14 protein-coding genes are annotated in these 18984 nt (G+C 72.7%); 9 read left to right on the forward strand and 5 right to left on the reverse strand.

All coding sequences use genetic code 11. From position 1 onward, the window contains the following. Nucleotides 1–6: 6 nt before the first annotated feature. The 6 genes from ACFVZW_RS00115 to ACFVZW_RS00140 all read left to right on the forward strand — a co-directional run bounded on the left by ACFVZW_RS00115 (nt 7) and on the right by ACFVZW_RS00140 (nt 7991). Nucleotides 7–969, forward strand: coding sequence for an ABC transporter ATP-binding protein (locus ACFVZW_RS00115; RefSeq protein WP_384514369.1), 963 nt, complete (start codon nt 7–9; stop codon nt 967–969). Then, on the forward strand, nt 966–1721 hold the full coding sequence (locus ACFVZW_RS00120; RefSeq protein ID WP_384514371.1) for an ABC transporter permease: 756 nt from the start codon (nt 966–968) through the stop codon (nt 1719–1721). The genes ACFVZW_RS00115 and ACFVZW_RS00120 overlap by 4 nt, the downstream gene beginning before the upstream one ends. Continuing rightward, nucleotides 1718–3673: a TOMM precursor leader peptide-binding protein gene (locus ACFVZW_RS00125; protein ID WP_384514373.1), complete on the forward strand. Its 1956-nt coding sequence runs from the start codon at nt 1718–1720 to the stop codon at nt 3671–3673. The genes ACFVZW_RS00120 and ACFVZW_RS00125 overlap by 4 nt, the downstream gene beginning before the upstream one ends. 77 nt (nt 3674–3750) lie before the next feature. After that, nucleotides 3751–5001, forward strand: coding sequence for an amidohydrolase (locus tag ACFVZW_RS00130; RefSeq protein ID WP_384514376.1), 1251 nt, complete (start codon nt 3751–3753; stop codon nt 4999–5001). Between the two features lie 160 nt (nt 5002–5161). Continuing rightward, nucleotides 5162–7543 (forward strand): ATP-binding cassette domain-containing protein, encoded by a 2382-nt coding sequence (locus ACFVZW_RS00135; RefSeq protein WP_384514378.1) that lies wholly within the window; start codon nt 5162–5164, stop codon nt 7541–7543. 61 nt (nt 7544–7604) lie between these two features. Then, nucleotides 7605–7991 (forward strand): barstar family protein, encoded by a 387-nt coding sequence (locus ACFVZW_RS00140; RefSeq protein ID WP_384514381.1) that lies wholly within the window; start codon nt 7605–7607, stop codon nt 7989–7991. 3 nt (nt 7992–7994) lie between these two features. Here the strand turns inward: ACFVZW_RS00140 and ACFVZW_RS00145 are convergent, their stop codons facing one another. From ACFVZW_RS00145 to ACFVZW_RS00155, 3 genes are all read right to left on the reverse strand, one after another. Then, nucleotides 7995–9350 carry an amidohydrolase gene (locus ACFVZW_RS00145; protein ID WP_384514384.1) on the reverse strand — a complete coding sequence of 452 codons (1356 nt, stop codon included), beginning with the start codon at nt 9348–9350 and terminating at the stop codon, nt 7995–7997. A gap of 470 nt (nt 9351–9820) precedes the next feature. Next, nucleotides 9821–11125: an amidohydrolase family protein gene (locus ACFVZW_RS00150; protein ID WP_384514386.1), complete on the reverse strand. Its 1305-nt coding sequence runs from the start codon at nt 11123–11125 to the stop codon at nt 9821–9823. Between the two features lie 157 nt (nt 11126–11282). Then, complete coding sequence (locus ACFVZW_RS00155) at nt 11283–11948, reverse strand: GntR family transcriptional regulator (RefSeq protein ID WP_384514389.1); 666 nt, start codon at nt 11946–11948, stop codon at nt 11283–11285. A gap of 330 nt (nt 11949–12278) precedes the next feature. On the opposite strand from ACFVZW_RS00155, the gene ACFVZW_RS00160 reads away from it, so the two are divergent. Together ACFVZW_RS00160 and ACFVZW_RS00165 are read left to right on the forward strand one after the other, a co-directional pair. Continuing rightward, entirely contained in the window at nt 12279–12482 is a 204-nt protein-coding gene (locus ACFVZW_RS00160) for a cold-shock protein (protein WP_033201600.1), read from the forward strand. Between the two features lie 148 nt (nt 12483–12630). Beyond that, nucleotides 12631–14067: a DEAD/DEAH box helicase gene (locus ACFVZW_RS00165; protein ID WP_384514392.1), complete on the forward strand. Its 1437-nt coding sequence runs from the start codon at nt 12631–12633 to the stop codon at nt 14065–14067. Between the two features lie 125 nt (nt 14068–14192). Here the strand turns inward: ACFVZW_RS00165 and ACFVZW_RS00170 are convergent, their stop codons facing one another. Further along, the gene (locus tag ACFVZW_RS00170; protein ID WP_384514394.1) at nt 14193–14834 is read right to left on the reverse strand and encodes a hypothetical protein; all 642 of its coding nucleotides are present in this window, start codon (nt 14832–14834) and stop codon (nt 14193–14195) included. Then, complete coding sequence (locus tag ACFVZW_RS00175; RefSeq protein ID WP_384514396.1) at nt 14831–16474, reverse strand: protein kinase; 1644 nt, start codon at nt 16472–16474, stop codon at nt 14831–14833. Before ACFVZW_RS00175 ends, ACFVZW_RS00170 begins: the two co-directional genes overlap by 4 nt. Nucleotides 16475–16771: 297 nt before the next feature. On the opposite strand from ACFVZW_RS00175, the gene ACFVZW_RS00180 reads away from it, so the two are divergent. Beyond that, nucleotides 16772–18835 (forward strand): phosphocholine-specific phospholipase C, encoded by a 2064-nt coding sequence (locus ACFVZW_RS00180; protein ID WP_384514399.1) that lies wholly within the window; start codon nt 16772–16774, stop codon nt 18833–18835. The last annotated feature ends 149 nt before the right edge of the window (nt 18836–18984 follow it).

Here is an 18984-nt window from a genome sequence, read left to right on the forward strand (position 1 = left end):
ACCCGCATGAGCTCCACCACCCCCCTCACAGATCCCGGAGCCCAACCGGCCGTCGCGGTCGGCGACGTGACCAAGACCTATGGCGACCGCAGGGCCGTCGACGGGGTCTCCCTGACCATCCGGCGCGGCGAGTTCTTCGGGCTGCTCGGCCCCAACGGCGCCGGAAAGTCCACCCTGGTGGAGATCATGGAAGGGCTGCGCAAGGCCGACTCCGGATCGGTCACGGTGTTCGGCGAGTCGCCCTGGCCGCGCAACACCGCCCTGCTGCCGCGCATGGGCGTACAGACGCAGTCCTCGGCCTTCTTCGTGCGGCAGACCGTCCACGAGCACCTGCGTACCGTCGCGGCGCTGTTCGGCGCGGACCGCGCGGCCGTCGACGCCACCCTCGGCGCCGTGGGCCTCGACGGGCAGCACGACGTCCGGGTCGACAACCTCTCCGGCGGCCAGCGTCAGCGGCTCGCCATCGCCTCAGCGCTGGTCCACGGACCCGAGCTGATCTTCCTCGACGAGCCGACCGCCTCGCTCGACCCGGAGGGCCGCCGCGATCTGTGGGAGGTCCTGCGCGGCCTCAAGGCGGAGGGCCGGACCATCGTCTACACCACGCATCACCTGGACGAGGCGGAGGCACTCTGCGACCGCGTCGGCATCCTGGTGGCCGGCCGACTCGTCGTCACCGACGAACCGCAGCACCTGATCCGGACCTTCGGCGCGAGCAGCCGACTGCTGGTCCCGCTCGGCCGGATCGACGAGGAGCGGGCCCGGTCCCTGCCCGGTGTGGACGGCGTCTTCGTGCAGGGTGGGCACCTCGTCCTGGAGACCCGCGCCACCGGCCGGGTGCTCGCCGCCCTCGACACCGTGACCGGCCTGGACGGTGTGCAGACCCGCACGCCCAGCCTCGAGGACGTCTACCTCGACCTCACCGCCCGGCGGACCCCCCTCGCCCCGAACAACCAGGAGCAGCAGGCATGAGCGCCTACTCCGCCCTGACCGCAGCGGGCTACCGCGCCCAGGTCCGGGACAAGACGACCGTCTTCTTCACCTTCGCCTTCCCGCTGATCTTCCTCGTCGTCTTCGGACTCGTGTTCCGCGGCCGTGCCGTCGAGGAGAGCGGCTTCTCGTACCTCTCCTACACCGCCTCCGGAGTGCTCTCCTGGGGCGTCGCCAACGCGGCCGTCTTCGGCATCGGGTTCACGCTGATGCAGTGGCGCGCGGACGACATCCTCCGGATGATCCGCATGTCGCCCGCCCCGCTGTCCTCCGTCATCGGGTCCCGCTACGTCCTCGCCCTGGGCGTGGGATTCGTCCAGTCGGTGCTCTTCGTCGGCGTGGCGATGCTTCCGGGCTTCGGCCTCGTGCCCGCCTCCCGGTGGCCCCTGCTGATCCCCGTCATGCTCCTCGGCATCACGACCTTCCTGCTGCTCGGCGTGATCATCGGCAGCATCGCCGACACCCCGGAATCGGTCGCCGGCATCGCCAACTTCCTGATGCTGCCCATGGCGTTCCTGTCCGGCTCGTTCTTCCCCCTGGACTCCATGCCGGAGTGGCTGCAGCGCATCTCGCTGATCCTGCCGCTGCGCTATCTCAACGACGCGGTGTCGGCCGCGCTGACGGGCCGCGGGGACCTCTCCGACATCGGTGTGGGGTGTGCCGGACTCGTCGCGTTCGCCGTCGTCTTCGGGGCCGTCGCGGCGCGCACCTTCCGCTGGACGAAGACATCATGAGCACCGCCACCCGGCTGCTTCCGCATCCGATGGAGGAGGCCCGGGACGCCCTCCAGGCCTCCCTGGAGGGCCACTTCGGCGCCGACGCCCCACGGGTCGTGCCGCTCGGTGCCGTCGGCGCGGGTGCGGGCACCGAGGCACCGGACCCCTGGAGCGCGGACCGTCCGGCGGCGCTGGTTCACCTCAGCGCCTCGGCGGTGCTCCTCGGACCGTGGGGAGGAGACGGCACCGCACCCGCCTGCGGGCGCTGTCTCGCCCTGCGGTGGCAGCGGTTGCGCAGCCGCAGCGAGCGCAACGCCCTGGAGACCGGCGGCCTCGACGGGCCCCGCCCCGCCGGCGCCTGGCCGCTGCTCACCCCTCATGTCCATGACGCCGTGGCCGCGCTGTGCGAGGCCCTGCTGCGCGGGCCCCGTCCCGTGCCGCCCGCCGAGCACCCGGCGGACCGCGCCCTGCCCCAGGTGACCCGCATCGACCTGGCGAACCTGCTCGTCAGGACCTACCCCCTGCTCACCGACCCGCTCTGCCCGGACTGCGGACCGCGAGCCCGGGCCCGGACAGCGGACGAGGTACGGCCGCTCACCCCCGTACCGCGTCCCAAACCGGACCCCGGCTCCTACCGGCTGCGCTCGGCTTTCGCCTACCCGCTCCCCGTCGACGCCCTGGCCAATCCGGTCTGTGGCGCGCTGGGGGCCGGCACGTGGAACGACGTCACCTCGTCCACCACCGCCCCGGTGGCCGGCAGCGCGTTCGTCCGGGGGTACGCGGGGCTCCACGACGTCACCTGGAGCGGGCAGGAGAACTCCTTCGCCACCAGCCGTCGGCTCGCGTTCCTCGAGGGCCTGGAGCGGTACGCGGGCACCCATCGGCGTGGCGGCCACGCGCCGGTCGTCGGCTCGTACGAGGACCTGAGGGCGCAGGCGATCGATCCCGCGGTGTGCGGCCTGTACAGCCCGGAGACGTACCGGGACGACCCGATGGTCAGGCCGTTCGACCCCGGCCGGCCCATCCCCTGGGAGTGGGGCTGGTCGCTGCGGGACGAGCGCCCCGTCCTGGTGCCGTCGCGGCTGGTCTACTACAGCATCCCCCTCGCCGACGACGACTTCGTCTTCGAATGCTCCAACGGCTGTGCCATCGGCGGCTGTCCGGAGGAGGCGGTCCTCGGCGGCCTGCTCGAACTCGTCGAGCGCGACTCCTTCCTGAACGGCTGGTACGGCGCGGTCCGGCTGCCTCGCGTCGACCTGGCGTCGGTCGGCAGCCCCACGGTCGCCGCCATGGTCGAGCGGGCCGCCCTGCAGGGCTACGACGTGCATGCCTTCGACAACCGGATCGACCTGGCCATCCCGGCCGTCACCGTGGTCGGCGTACGCAGGGACGGTGGACCCGGCACCTTGTCCTTCGCGGCCGCGGCCTCCCTGGACCCGAGGTCCGCGGTCGAGGGGGCGCTGTCCGAGGTGCTGAGCTACATCCCGCACCTGGCCCGGCAGACCGCCGAACGCCGCGCCGAACTGGAGGCCATGGCCGACGACTTCACCCTCGTACGGCATCTGAAGGACCACCCCCAGCTCTACGGGCTGCCCCGCATGGCCGAGCACGCGCACGGCTATCTGGAACCGTCGGAGGCCCGCTCCTTCGACGACGTGTACCGGGACTGGGAGAGTCGTGGCCGCCCCCGCACCGGCGACCTGCGGGACGACGTCGCCGTGGTCAGGGACGAGCTGGTCCGGGCCGGCCATGACGTCATCGTCGTCGACCAGACCTCGCCCGAGCAGGAACGGATGGGGCTGCGCACGGTCGCCACGGTGGTGCCGGGGCTGCTGCCGATCGACTTCGGCTGGAACCGGCAGCGCGCCCTGCTGATGCCCCGGCTGCGCACCGCGCCACGACGCGGCGGACACCGGGACCGCGACCTCACCGACGCCGAGATCCGCAGGGCTCCGCATCCCTTCCCCTGAACCCGATCCTCTGAACACCCCCCACCCGGGTCTCCCCGCGCCGCGGTGGAGGCCCGGCCCTTCCCCGGAGTCCGCCGATGAACCCGCCGTCCCTCCTCGTCCTCGCCGGAGACGTCCTGCGGCCGGCCCTCACCCTCTACATGGACCTCCACGCCCATCCCGAGACGTCCGGCCAGGAAGCCCGCACCGCGGACCGCTTCGCCGGACGACTCACCGCGGCCGGCTGCGACGTCACCCAGGGGGTGGGCGGCCACGGCGTCGTCGGCGTCCTCCGCAACGGGGACGGACCTCGCGTCTGGCTACGGGCGGAGCTCGACGCGCTCCCGATCCGCGAGCGGACCGGGCTGCCGTACGCCAGCCGCAACGACGCAATGCACGCATGCGGCCACGACCTGCACCTGGCCGCGGCGACCGGGGCCGCGGAGCTGCTCGCCCGGCTCTCCGGCCGATGGCGCGGCACCCTGGTGGTGGTGGGACAGCCCGCCGAGGAGACGCTCGGCGGGGCCGAGGCCATGCTGCGCGACCGACTGTACGAACGGTTCGGCAGGCCCGATGCCGTACTCGCCCAGCACGCCGCGCCCCTGCCCTCCGGCACCGTCGCGCATGCGACGGACGAGACGCCGATGGCGGCGGCCGGCGCGGTGCTCGACGTGACGGTGCACGGACGAGGCGGCCACGCGGCCACTCCGCACCTGGCGGTCGACCCGGTCGTCGCCGCGGCCGCCATCGTCACCCGGCTCCAGAACGTCGTCGCCCGCGAGACCGCGCCCGACGACCAGGTGACGCTGACCGTGGGCATGCTCCGGGCCGGAACCGCCGCCAACGTCATACCGGACGAGGCCGCTCTCGGCATCGGGGTCCGCGCATCGAGCGAGGCGTCCCTCGACCGGGCCCTGTCCGCCGTACGCCGTATCGTCCTGGCCGAGAGCGCCGCCGCGGGCGCCCCCAGGGAACCCGAGGTGACCGTCGTCTCCCGCTCGGCGGCCCTGCGCTGCGACCCGAGCACCACCGCGTCGATACGGCGCTCCCACTCGCGCCTCCTGGGCGCGGGACGGGCCCTGACCTGGCCGGGATCCATGGCCGCGGAGGACTTCCCGCTGTTCGGCGACGCCGGAGCCGGGATCCACGGGCAGCACGGAGTACCCCTGGTCTACTGGATGCTCGGCGTGCTGAACCCGGCCGCATGGGGCCGGGCGACGGCCGACGGCCCCGACACCCCGCCGGCCCCCAACCACTCCCCGTACTTCGCGCCCGACATCCGCACCGCCCTGCGCCCGGCGATCGCCGCGCTGACGACCGCGGCGCTCGACCGGTTCGCCGCCACCTGAGACGTCCGGCGATCGGAACGCGACGGATCAGGAATCAAGAAGCGTGGACCCCGCCCCGCCACTAGCGTGACCGGTACGGAGACGGCACGTCCACGCGAGCCGGGCGACGCCGGCGGAGGCCGCGCAGGCGGCCCGCCCAACAGATGGAGACACGAAGAGCATGGCCAAGAGGACGAACACGCAGACGCCCGCGCCGCGCGCCACCGAGAGCCACGACGTGATCCGTGTGCTCGGCGCCCGCGAGAACAACCTCAAGGACGTCAGCATCGAGATCCCGAAGCGCCAGCTCACGGTCTTCACCGGAGTCTCCGGCTCGGGCAAGAGCTCGCTGGTCTTCGACACGATCGCCGCGGAGTCGCAGCGGCTGATCAACGAGACCTACAGCGCCTTCGTCCAGGGCTTCATGCCGACCCTCGCACGGCCCGACGTCGACGTCCTCGAAGGGCTGACGACCGCGATCAGCGTCGACCAGCAGCGGATGGGGGCCGACCCCCGGTCCACGGTCGGCACCGCCACCGACGCCAACGCGATGCTCCGCATCCTCTTCAGCCGCCTCGGCAAGCCGCACATCGGCCCGCCCAGCGCCTACGCCTTCAACGTGCCCACGGTCCGGGCAGCGGGTGCCATCACCGTCGAGCGCGGTGAGAAGAAGGCGGTGAAGGCGACCTTCAGCCGTACCGGCGGCATGTGCGCGCGCTGCGAGGGCCGCGGTTCGGTCACCGACCTCGACCTCACCCAGCTCTACGACGACTCCAAGTCGCTCGACGAGGGCGCGCTGACCATCCCCGGCTACAAGCCGGGCGGCTGGAACTACCGGCTGTACAGCGAGTCCGGCTTCTTCGCCTCGGACAAGCCGATCCGCAGATTCACCAAGCGGGAGCTGCACGCCTTCCTCCACCACGAGCCGACCCGGATGAAGATCGCGGGCATCAACATGACCTACGAGGGTCTGATCCCGCGGATCCAGAAGTCGATGCTCGCCAAGGACAAGGAGGGGATGCAGCCCCACATCCGCGAGTTCGTGGAGCGGGCCGTCACCTTCACCACCTGCCCCGAGTGCGACGGCACCCGGCTCGCCGAGGGCGCCCGGTCGTCGAAGATCAAGCGGATCAGCATCGCCGACGCCTGCGCGATGCAGATCAGCGACCTGGCCGAATGGGTCCGCGGCCTGAAGGAGCCCTCGGTGGCGCCGCTGCTCACCGCGCTGGGGCACACCCTCGACTCGTTCGTCGAGATCGGGCTCGGCTACCTCTCGCTCGACCGGCCGGCGGGCACGCTCTCGGGCGGCGAGGCACAGCGCGTCAAGATGATCCGCCACCTCGGCTCCGCGCTCACCGACGTCACCTACGTCTTCGACGAGCCGACGATCGGGCTGCACCCGCACGACATCCAGCGCATGAACGACCTGCTGCTGCGGCTGCGCGACAAGGGCAACACCGTCCTGGTCGTGGAGCACAAGCCGGAGACGATCGCGATCGCCGACCACGTCGTCGACCTCGGCCCCGGCGCCGGTACGGCGGGGGGCACCGTCTGCTTCGAGGGCACCGTCGAAGGGCTGCGGCGCGGCGACACCGTCACCGGCCGCCACCTCGACGACCGGGCCACCGTCAAGGAGACGGTGCGCAAGCCCACCGGCGCCCTGGAGATCCGCGGCGCGACGGCGAACAACCTGCGGAAGGTCGACGTCGACGTCCCGCTCGGGGTGCTCGTCGTCGTCACCGGTGTCGCGGGCTCCGGCAAGAGCTCCCTCGTCCACGGATCGATCCCGGCGGGCGAGGACGTGGTCGCGATCGACCAGAGCCCGATCCGCGGCTCGCGGCGGAGCAACCCCGCGACGTACACCGGGCTGCTCGAACCGATCCGCAAGGCGTTCGCGAAGGCCAACGACGTGAAGCCGGCGCTGTTCAGCGCCAACTCCGAGGGCGCCTGCCCCACCTGCAACGGCGCCGGCGTCATCTACACCGACCTGGCCATGATGGCCGGGGTGGCCACCACCTGCGAGGACTGCGAGGGCAAGCGGTTCCAGGCATCGGTACTCGAATACCACCTCGGCGGACGCGACATCAGCGAGGTGCTCGCGATGTCGGTGAACGAGGCCGAGGACTTCTTCGGCGCCGGCGAGGCCCGCACGCCCGCCGCGCACAAGATCCTCGAACGACTCTCCGACGTCGGGCTCGGCTACCTCACCCTCGGCCAGCCCCTCACCACGCTGTCCGGCGGCGAACGGCAACGGCTCAAGCTGGCCACGCACATGGCGGAGAAGGGCGGCGTCTACGTCCTCGACGAACCGACCACCGGCCTCCACCTCGCCGACGTCGAGCACCTGTTGGGGCTGCTCGACCGGCTCGTCGACGCCGGAAAGTCGGTCATCGTCATCGAGCACCACCAGGCGGTGATGGCGCACGCCGACTGGATCATCGACCTCGGCCCCGGCGCCGGCCACGACGGCGGGCGGGTCGTCTTCGAGGGCACACCCGCCGACCTCGTCGCCGACCGCTCCACCCTCACCGGCGAGCACCTCGCGGCCTACGTCGGCAGCTGACGGAACCGCACAGGCCCAGGGGTGTCCGGCGGATCACGTGGACACCCCTTAGCCTTGCCGAGTGACGACGATCTTCGTACTGGACGGCAAGCGCATCGAGAAGCTGGAGGACTTCTGGCGGGTGATGGGCGAAGCGGTCAACGGTCCCGGCGGCTACTTCGGAAGCAACCTCGACGCGTTCAACGACTGCCTCCGCGGCGGCTACGGCACCCCCGAGAACGGCGACTTCACGGTCGAGTGGCACGACCACGCCCACTCCCGGCATGCGCTGGGACACCCGGAGACCGCTCGCCAACTGGAACTCCGGCTGAAGCGCTGCCACCCCGACAACAGGCCCGCGGTCGCCGAGAAGCTCGACGCGGCACGCGCCGGCCGGGGACCGACGGTCTTCGACTGGATCGTCGAGATCTTCGAAGCCCAGGTCCCCGGAGCGCTGGTGCTCCGCTGATCCTCAGTCGAGGAACTCCCCGTCGCGGGCCACGACGACTCCGCCGTGCACGACCATGTCGCGCCGCGGCATGTCCACCACGACCTGGGGCAGGCACTCGCCCCGTACGAGGACGAAGTCGGCCGGTGCGCCGGGCTCCAGGTCCGCGTGGGCGAGGCCCATGACGTCGGCGCCTCCGTGGGCCGCGACGCGGTAGCAGTTCGTCAGCTCCTCGTCGAGGCGTACGTCCGTCACCCAGCCGAGCAGATGCGCGCGGTGCAGCATGTCGGCGTTGCCGAACGGGCTCCAGGAGTCGCGCACACCGTCGGAGCCGAGCCCGACCCGCACCCCGTGCTCGCGCAGTCGGGCGATCGGCAGCACGAGGGAGTCGGACGGTGCCACCGTGGTGAGGGCGATGTCCTGGTCGCCCAGGTCGGCGGCGAGGGCACCGAGTTCGCCGTCGGTCAGGCCGGGCAGGCAGAAGACGTGGCTGACGGTGACCTTGCCGGCCAGGGACAACGCGCGCGTGCGGTCGATGATGCCGCGCATGGCCTTGATCCCCTTCTCGCCACGGTCGTGCAGATGGATGTCCACGCCGATGCCGTGCCGGTCCGCGATGCCGAAGACGAGGTCGAGCTGCTCGTCGAGGGCATCGTCGAAACCGATCGGGTCGATGCCGCCGATCATGTCGATGGCGCCCGTGCGCGCCGCCTCCTCCAGCAACTCGGCCGTGCCCGGCGTACGGACGACGCCGTGCTGAGGGAACGCCACGATCTGGACGTCGAGGGCGTGGCGCAGTCGCCGCCGAGCCTCCGCGACGCCCTCGACACCCGCGAGGCCGTAGGCCGGAGCCACGTCGGCGTGGGCGCACATCGCCCGCGTGCCGCGGGTGACGGCGTGGGCCATCAGCCCGTACGCGCGCTCCGCGACGGGGCGGCGCTGGCCGCGGAACAGCTCCACGTCCTGGGCGACGTAGTCGGCGATGCCGCTCGCCGGCTTCCGCGACACCCAGGAGCCGCCCCAGGTCGTCTTGTCGGGGTGGATGTGCGCGTCCACGAGCGAGGGGAGCGCGATCCGGCCGCCGCCGTCGACGACCTGCGCGCCGCGCGGCGCCGGGCCGTCGACAACACGGCCGTCGACGACCACGAGGTCCGTGGGCTTCGCCGCGCCGAACGGGCGCACGTTGCGGAAGACCACGGCCTTGTCGCGGCGTCCCTTCGCACCGGACGTGGCCGCCGACGCCGACGCTTCGGCGGTGACGGTCGCGGCCTCGGCGGGGGCGCCGACGGCCCATGTGGCGGTGGTGCTCGCCAGGGCGGCGGCGCCGGCCAGCATCGTGCGACGGGAAAGGGCGCTGGGGGCGGTCGGGGACGGCTGCATGGGGACTCCTTCGGAGGGATGGTGCGGGGAAGGGGGTTCGGGGGTGTCGACGGGGAGCGGTGGACGGCCGCGGTGCATGCGGGGACGACGGGTGTACGTGGGGGATGCGGCGTCGCGGGTCGGGGTACGGCGCACGGCCCTGCGGCGGCTTGGGACGTGGGCCGTCGGCACGGCGGCCATGGGACATCGTGCGGGCGTTGGCCCCTCCGTACGGGCCAACGTGCGGGCGCGGGGGCCGCTTGGCCTGGGCACCGACACGCCGGTGTCCGGCACACGACACGCCGGCGGCGTCCGGGGCGGACGCCGAGCTGTGGTGCCGCGCCGTGCCGCCGCCGGTGCTGCCCTGCCGCGCTCCCGCGCTGCCGCGCCGGCCGCCTTGCCGTGCTGCCTTGCAGTGCCGCCGTGCCGCCGTGCCGCTCAGCCGGCGTGCGGCCGCGGTCCGGCGGGGACCCGGCGCGCCGCTGTCGAGGTCAGACCGGGATGCCCGCCCGTACGACTCGGACCGGCCGCATCAGAGTCGTGACGTCGGCCAGCGGGTCGCCGTCCACGAGGATCGCGTCGCCCGCGAAGCCACGCGCGAGGCGGCCCACGGTGCGTTCGTGACCGAGGAGGCGCGCGGCGCCGGTCGTGGCGGTGCGGATCGCGTCGAGCGCCGGCAGCCCGGCCGCCCGCATCAGCTCCACCTCGCGACCGATCGGGCGCACGATGCCGCCCGAGGAGTCGGTCCCGGCGGCGAGCGGGACGCCCAGTTCGTGTGCGGCGAGGACGGCCCGCTTGAGGACGGGGAGGTACGCGCGCCCCCGCTCGGCGAGGACCGGGTTCGTGGACTCCGCCAGGCCGGCGATGGCCGTCAGCGTGGGCGTGAAGTACGTCCCCCGGCGGCGCATCTCGCGCAGGGTGCGCTCGCCGACGAACGCGCCGTGCTCCAGCGAGCGGATGCCAGCCGTGACGGCGTCGTGGCAGCCCTGCTCGCTGTAGCTGTGGCACAGCACGCCCTTGCCGCGCCGTCGGGCCGCCGCGACGATCTCGGCGAGCTGTTCGTGCGAGTACACCTGGGCGAGCGGGTCCTGCTCGGGCAGCCCGGCGCGCTCGTTGACGCGCGTCTTGATCACGTCCGCGCCGCGGTCCAGGTTCACCTCGACGACACGGCGCAGCGCCTCGGCGGAGCGCACGCCTTCCTTGAGGCGTACGAGCGGAGTGAGTTCGGGGCCGGCGAGCAGGCTGTCGCCGAGGTCCGGGGTGACGAAGACTCCGGCGGCGGTCAGCCGGGGCGCGAGGGCGGGGCTGTGCCGGGCGAGGTCGCGGACGGCGATGTCCTGGTAGAAGGAGGTCGATCCGCTGCGCGCGCTGGTCGCGCCCTTGAGGACGGCGGCGCGGGCCTCGGCGGCGGTGCTGAGGTGGATGTGCGCGTCGACGAGGCCCGGCAGGATCCAGCGGCCGTGGGCATCGAGGACCTCGGCGTCCCGCGGCACGGTGACCCGGCCCCGGCGGCCGCCCGCGCGCACGGTCCCGTCCTCGATGACGACGACGGCGTTCTCGGTGACCTCACCCGTGGCCGGGTCGAGGAGCGTACCGCCCTCGATGACGAGGCTTCCGCCCCGAACGGCGGCGCCCGCGCCGACCCGGCCCGCGGCGGGCGAGTCCCCGTCGCGGTCGGCGGCGGAGGCCACCGCGGAACCGGCCGCGGCCATGGTGCCGGCGAACGCTGCCGCACCGGCGAGGACGCCACGGCGGGTCAGCCTGCTGGGGGGCGGCGGCGTGGCTCCGACGCACATGGGAGCTCCTTGGGGAGTAGGAGGGGCGACTCCCGGTTTTGTATACCAAGCGCGAGAGGCGGGGCAGGGTGAAGCTCTCGCGAGGGAGTAATGCCTGGAAGGTGGCACGGCCGAACGACGTGATGGACGGCCTACGCAGGCTTGGTATACAAAGAGCCTAGGCCTCGCCGAAGAGCGAGCGCAGCGCGACGGCCCTGCTGTCCCGCACGTGCAGGAGCGTGCTCGCCCCCGCGGCCTCCGCGTCACCGGCCGCGATGTGCCGGTACATCTCCGCGTGCTGGGCCCTCATGTGCGCGGGCTCCGCGCGCAGGCCGAACAGCAGACGCAGCTGCCAGCTCAGCTGCTCCATGGTGCGCGCGAGCAGCGGATTGCCCGACAGCTCCACGACGCCCTCGTGGAACGCGGTGTACGCGGCCACCTCGCGCGTCCCCTCGTCCGCCGCGGCCGCCGACTCGGCCTGGCGCAGCGTCGCCTCCAGGGCGGCGAGCCCTTCGGCGCGTCCCGCCGCCGCGGCCCGCGCCGCGAGCCGCGACGCCTGGACGGCGAGCGGTTCCCACACCTCGTACAGGTGCTCCACGTCGGCGCGCTCCAGGCGGCGAACGCGTACACCGCTGTGCGGGAGCAGTTCGAGGAGTCCTTCGGCGACCAGCGCCCGCAGCGCCTCGCGCACCGGCACGCGGGACATGCCCAGCTCCTCGGCCACCTCGCGTTCCACGAGCCGGGCGCCCTGTGCGTACCGCCGGTCGACGATCCGCTGCAGCACGGCCTCGCGCGCCCGCGCGCTCAGCGAGGCCGTCGAGCCGGTCCTCCTGTCGTCCGCCACGTTCCCGGCCCTCCGTTCGGCGTGTCCCGGGCGAGGATACGTCCGGCGACCTGCGCGGCACCGGCTCTCCGGCCGGGTCTGGCTCGCCGCTGGAGGATCTTCCACCGGGAGCAAGACGGAATGGGGAATTCCGTGCACAGATGACCACGCCGTGCTACAGTCGAGATCAGTTGCAGTTGTGGTTCCCATAGACTTCAAGTGCCTTTGACGATGATGAATCGTCGGGCACTTTTTGTATTTTCGGTGCTGTTTCCGGACGGGGAAATCATCGCGCGACGCCGGGATTCGCACAGTGCGGATTCCCGGGTAATGCCCCGAAGGAGATATGGCATGGCTACTGGCACCGTGAAGTGGTTCAACTCGGAAAAGGGTTTCGGCTTCATCGAGCAGGAGGGTGGCGGCCCGGACGTGTTCGCCCACTACTCCAACATCGCGACCTCCGGCTTCCGTGAGCTGCAGGAGGGCCAGAAGGTGACCTTCGACGTCACGCAGGGCCAGAAGGGCCCGCAGGCGGAGAACATCCTCCCCGCCTGACCTTCACACGTCTGACGCAGCTGGGGTCCTCACCCGAGAGGTGAGGGCCCCGGCTCGTTACGTTTCCGGCCGCCGTTCTCGACTTGTCGGCCGTTTCCCGCCACATCCCGGCCATTTCCCGGCACGAAGGTTCCATGCAAAGGTTTTCATGAGCAGCTCAGTCCGCCCGGACCGCACCCGTCGTACCTCCACGTCCAAGGACGAATTCGCGCAGCCGGTCAGCCACACACCGGCCCTTCCCGCCGTCGCGTCCTTCGACGAACTCGGCCTGCCCGCCGAGGTACGAGAGCTGCTCACCGCCCACGGGGTCGACACGCCCTTCCCGATCCAGGCCGCCACCCTGCCGAACGCCCTCGCCGGGCGGGACGTCCTGGGGCGGGGCCGCACCGGATCCGGCAAGACGCTCGCCTTCGGGCTCCCGCTGCTCGTCCGGACCGCCGGCCGCAGGGCCGAGGCGCGCAAGCCGCGGGCGCTCGTGCTCGTCCCCACCCGCGAGCTGGCCCAGCAGGTCACCGACGAGCTCACGCCGTACGCCCGGGCACTGAAGCTGCGGATGGCCACCGTGGTCGGCGGCATGTCGATCGGGCGGCAGGCGACCGCGCTGCGCGACGGGGCCGAGGTCGTCGTCGCGACACCCGGACGCCTCATGGATCTCGTCGAGCGCAAAGACGCCCGGCTGGACCGGGTGGACATCACCGTCCTCGACGAGGCCGACCAGATGGCCGACATGGGCTTCATGGACCAGGTCACCGCACTGCTCGACCTCGTACGCGCCGACGGCCAGCGCATGCTGTTCTCCGCCACACTCGACAAGAACGTCGACCTGCTGGTGCGGCGCTACCTCCACGACGCGGTGGTCCACTCGGTCGACCCCTCGGCCGCCGCCGTCGCCACCATGGAGCACCACGTCCTCCAGGTCCACGGCGCCGACAAGTACGCCACCGCCACCGAGATCGCCGCTCGCGACGGGCGCGTGATCATGTTCCTGGCCACCAAGGCCTCGGTCGACCGCTTCACCGCGCACCTGCTGGGCAGCGGTGTACGGGCCGCCGCCCTGCACGGCGACAAGTCCCAGCCGCTGCGCACCCGCACCCTGGAGCGCTTCCGGAACGGCGACGTCACGGTCCTCGTGGCCACCAACGTCGCGGCGCGCGGCATCCACGTCGACGACCTCGACCTCGTCGTCAACGTCGATCCGCCCGCCGACCACAAGGACTACCTGCACCGCGGCGGGCGCACCGCGCGCGCCGGCGAGTCCGGCAGCGTGGTCACGCTGGTCCTGCCCGACCAGCGGCGCGACGTGGTCCGCCTCATGGCCGACGCGGGGCTCCGCCCCCAGGTCACCCAGGTCCGTTCCGGCGAGGCCGAACTCAGCCGGATCACCGGCGCCAAGGCCCCCTCCGGTGTCCCCGTCGCCGGGAACGCGCCCAGCAGCGAAGGCCCCAAGCGCGGCGGCAAGCCCTTCCGCGGGATGGGCACGGTCCCCGGCAAGCCGGGCCGCGCCAAGAACGAGTCCCGGCGGTCGGCCGAGGACCGCAAGATGGCCGAGGCCCGCAAGGCCGCCCGCGTCCGCCGCGGACGCTGACGCCTCGGCCGCGCCGGGCGTCAGTCGCGCCCGGCGCCTGGCGCATCAGTGGCACCCGACGCCGCGCGTCAGCCGCACCAGGCGTCTGCCGCGCCTGGCGTACCTGTCTTCAGTCGCGCCTGTCTTCAGTCGCACCGGTACGTGAACCGGGTCTCCGCGGTGCGCTCCGGGGCCGGTGAGACGATCACCAGCCTGGCCGTCGCCCGGTGCTCGCCCCGGCCGCGGAAGGTCCACAGCAGATGCAGGCGCGCCTGGGTCTGATGGCGGGCGAGCCGCTCCCGCAGCGGTTCGGACGTGGTGCCGTCGCTGCGCTCCCAGCGGTACGTCACCGTGCCCGGCCGCCCGTCCGTGTCCACCACCGCCACGACGTCCGCCGTACCGTCGCACGCGAGCGGCTCGGACGGTGCGGTGACCGCCACCCCGCGCACGGACACCGTCGGCCCCAGCCGCTGCCAGGCCAGGAAGGCCAGCACGGCCAGCAGCACGACACCGGCCAGGGCGTACCGACCCAGCCCGCGACGGCGCGGGCGCGGGGGCGGTCCGCCGGGGGCCCGCCCGGGCAGCGCGCCGTGCCAGATCTGCGCCGTCGTCGGACCGTCGGCGGCCTGTCGCCGGACGGCCGCGGTCACACCGGGGCCGAAGCGCAGGACCTCGCCCTCGACACGGTCGGGCGGCACGTCGTCCGCCGGCCGTTCGAACCACTGGCTGCCGAGCACCGTGGCGCTGTACTCGTCCGAGTCGTACGGACGCTGGCGTGGATCGCTCATGAGACCGTGCACCCCCGGGTGAGGATCTGCTGCGTGGAACCGCCGTTCGCGGCCGAGGGATCGGTCGTCGCCCGCACACCCCAGTAGCACCCCCCGCCCTGGAAGGCATGGGGCAGCGTGAAGGTGTAGCGGGTCGCTCCACTGCGCCGAAGGCTCTCGGAGCCGTCGGCGACGCCCGGCGCTCCCTTGGTGTCACTCGTGAACCAGCCGATGAGGACCGTCACCGGGCCGGTCCCGTCCGTGACGACCTCGAACGTCGCCTGCGCGGTGCCCGCGCCGGTCTGCCGCAGGCCGGTGACGGACACCGACTTCACGCCGACCGGTCGCGCGGTCGTGGGCGGGCTGGTCACCGGATCCGTCGAAGGCGCGGTCGTGGTCGGAGCCGTCGTCGGCGTCACCGTCGCCGTCGCGGTCGGAGTGGCCGTCGGCGTCTCCGTGGGCGACGGCGGGGGAGTGGACGGAGTCGGTTCGGTGGACGCCGAGGGTGTGGCGTCCGACGGTGTCGTCTCCGGAGACGGTGTCTCCGAAGGCGCGGTGGTGGGGGACTCGGAGGCCTCCGGCAGCGCGCTCGTGGTGGCGAAGGCCTCGGCCGTCGTACGGCCCGCTCCTTCGTCCCCGGCCCGCGCGGCGACGGCGGCCAGCAGGGCCAGGATCAGCGCCCCCACGCCGGCAGGCAGCACCCTCGGCCACAGCCGCGTCCCGCGACCCCGGCCCCCGCTCGGCGGCAGGGTGGTCGTGTGGAGGGCGGTCGTGCCCGCGGCCTGCCCGCCGCCGTTCGAGGGGAGCAGCAGCGGGAGAAGGGCCGCGAGCGCGGCGAGTCTGCGCTGACCGCGCTCCTCCCAGTCGAGCCCGTACGCGGCCGTGGCGACCGTCTCCAACTCGGTCACGAACGCCGCCGCGTTCGCCGGCCGCTGCTCCGGAGCCTTGGCGAGACCGCGCCGGATCAGCGGCCGCAACGGTTCCGGAGCGGCCGCGTCGGGGACGGGGGCGTCGAGGTGCTGGAGCGCCAGTTCGGCGATGTTCTGGCCGGTGAACGGCTTGTGCCCGGTGAGGCATTCGTAGAAGGTCGCGGTCGCCGCGTACACATCGGCGGCGGGGGAGGCGGGCTCGCCGTTCCACTGCTCGGGAGCCATGTACGCCGGGGTGCCGGCGACACCGGGCCGGCTGCCGCGGTCCGTCGCGATGCCGAAGTCGACGAGCTTGGAGGAGCCGTCGGCCGCGACCAGGACGTTCTCGGGCTTGTAGTCGCGGTGCACGACCCCCGCCCGGTGCGCGGCGGCAAGACCCAGCAGGGAGCCCTTGAGCACCACGAGCGCCGCCTCGGGGCCGGTCGCGCCCTCTCGGGCCAGCAGCGCGCGCAGGGCGAGCCCGTCGACCAGCTCCATGACGATGGCCGCGCCGCGCGGAGCCTCCACGTACTCGTACAGACCCACGACGTACGGCGAGTCGAGGCCGCCGAGCAGACGTGCCTCCGCCCGGAAGCCCCGGATGAACGCGGCGTCCGTCCGCAGCCGTTCGCCGAGGTACTTCACGGCCACCGGCACACCGGTCGCGTCATGGACGGCGAGGACCACCCGCCCGCTGCCGCCCGAACCCAGTTCCCGGTACTCCGTGTACCCGGGGACCACCCAAGCGTCCATTCCGCCCCCCTTCCTCCCTCATGGGGACAGATTCCGGCCACGGCCGGTTCCCGGGAAGGGCGCACGGGCGGCGCATGGACTTCTCGCACGACTCCATGGACTCTTCGTCCACGGCACTCGGCCGCGCACCGCCGGACCCTACGGTATGTCGGGCCGTGGGGACGCCCGCCATGCTCCGCGTTCATGTCCTGTACCGCGCCCCCACGCGTCGACGACACGCCCCCGTCCCCTCACCCACTGATCTTGGGCTCGCTCGGACCACCGCTCCCCCGGAATCCATCAGAGGTGCTCAGACCCATGACGGAACTCAATCGGCGCCGCTTTCTCCAGATAGCCGGTGCCACCGCCGGCTTCTCCGCCCTCGGCAGCAGCATCGCCCGGGCCGCCGCCATTCCCGCCGCCCGCGCGAGCGGGACCCTCGCCGACGTCGAGCACATCGTCGTCCTGATGCAGGAGAACCGCTCCTTCGACCACTACTTCGGCGCGCTGAACGGCGTCCGGGGCTTCGGCGACCCCCGCCCGATCACCCTGCCCAGCGGCAAGTCGGTCTGGCACCAGCAGGACGGCACCAAGACCGTGCTGCCGTACCACCCGACGGCCGACGACCTCGGGATGCAGTTCATCGCCGGGCTCAACCACGACTGGGCGGGCGGCCACCGGGCGTTCAACAACGGCAAGTACGACCAGTGGATCCCCGCCAAGTCCGCGGGCACCATGGCGTACCTGAACCGCAACGACATCCCGTTCCACTACGCGCTCGCCGACGCGTTCACCGTCTGCGACGCCTACCACTGCTCGTTCATCGGGGCCACCGACCCGAACCGCTACTACATGTGGACCGGCCACACCGGCAACGACCGCACCGGAGGCGGTCCCGTCCTCGGCAACGAAGAGGCCGGATACAGCTGGAAGACGTACCCCGAGCGGCTCGAGCAGGCCGGGATCTCCTGGAAGATCTACCAGGACATCGGCGACGGTCTGAACGCGGCGGGCCACTGGGGCTGGATCAACGACGCCTACCGCGGCAACTACGGCGACAACTCGCTGCTCTACTTCAACCAGTACCGCAACGCCCAGCCGGGCAACCCGCTCTACGACAAGGCGCGCACCGGCACCGACGTCAAGAACGGGGGCGGTTTCTTCGACATCCTGCGCGCCGACGTCGCCGCGAACCGGCTTCCGAAGATCTCCTGGATCGCCGCACCGGAGGCCTTCACCGAGCACCCCAACTTCCCCTCGAACTACGGCGCCTGGTACATCTCCCAGGTCCTCGACGCGCTCACCTCCAACCCGGAGGTGTGGAGCAGGACGGCGCTGTTCATCACGTACGACGAGAACGACGGCTACTTCGACCACGTCGTCCCGCCCTATCCGCCGGCCTCCGCCGCCCAGGGCCGCTCCACCGTCGACACGTCCCTCGACTGGTTCACCGGCAACGCCGGCTACGCCGCCGGCGCCTACGGTCTGGGCCAGCGCGTCCCGATGCTCGTCGTCTCGCCCTGGAGCAAGGGCGGTTACGTCTGCTCCGAGGTCTTCGACCACACGTCGATCATCCGGTTCATGGAGCGCCGTTTCGGTGTGCAGGAGCCACAGATCTCGCCCTGGCGGAGGGCCGTCTGCGGCGACCTCACCTCGGCCTTCGACTTCTCGCTCGAGGACACCGCGCCGACCGAACTGCCCGACACCTCGGCCTACGAGCCGCCGGACAAGGAGCGGCACCCCAGCTACGTGCCGAAGCCGCCGACCAAGCCGGTCCTGCCCGTCCAGGAGGCGGGGGCACGCCCGACCAGGCCGCTGCCGTACGAGCTGTACGTCGACGGCTCGGCCACCCCGTCCACCGGCCGCTACACCCTGACCTTCGGCGCGGGCGCCAAGGCCGGGGCCCACTTCTACATCACCGCGCCGAACCGCACCGACGGGCCGTGGACGTACACCACCGCGGCCGGCACGAGTCTGCCGGACACCTGGAACACGTCGTACTCCGCGGGGACATACGACCTCACCGCCACCGGCCCGCAGGGCTTCCTGCGCCGCTTCCGGGGACCCGGCACGAAGGCCGGCCCCGAGGTGACCGCCCGTCATGACGGTGTCGGCGGCAACCTGGTGCTGACGATGAAGAACGCGGGCGCCGCGGGCGTCACCCTCACCGTCACCAACGCCCCGGCCTACGGGGGACAGTCTCGGACCTTCACCGTGGCCCAGGGCGCCACCGTGACGCACACCGTGGACCTGAGCGGCAGCGGGCGCTGGTACGACCTGTCGGTCGTCTCCAGCGGCGACAGCACCTTCCTGCGCCGCTTCGCCGGCCATGTGGAGACCGGTGCCCCCGGCGTCAGCGACCCCGGCATCATCACGGGCTAGCACGGGACGGGGGCGGTGCGGCGGGGCGGACGGGGGGCGGGGGAGCCGGTGACGTCCCCCCCCCCCCCCGCCGGCACCTCCCCCACCCCCCCCCCCCGGGGACCCCCGTCCGGCCCCCCCCCGGCCCCCCCGGGGGCGGGGGGGGGGGG

Source organism: Streptomyces sp. NPDC059567, from assembly GCF_042735655.1.
Classification (GTDB): Bacteria; Actinomycetota; Actinomycetes; order Streptomycetales; family Streptomycetaceae; genus Streptomyces.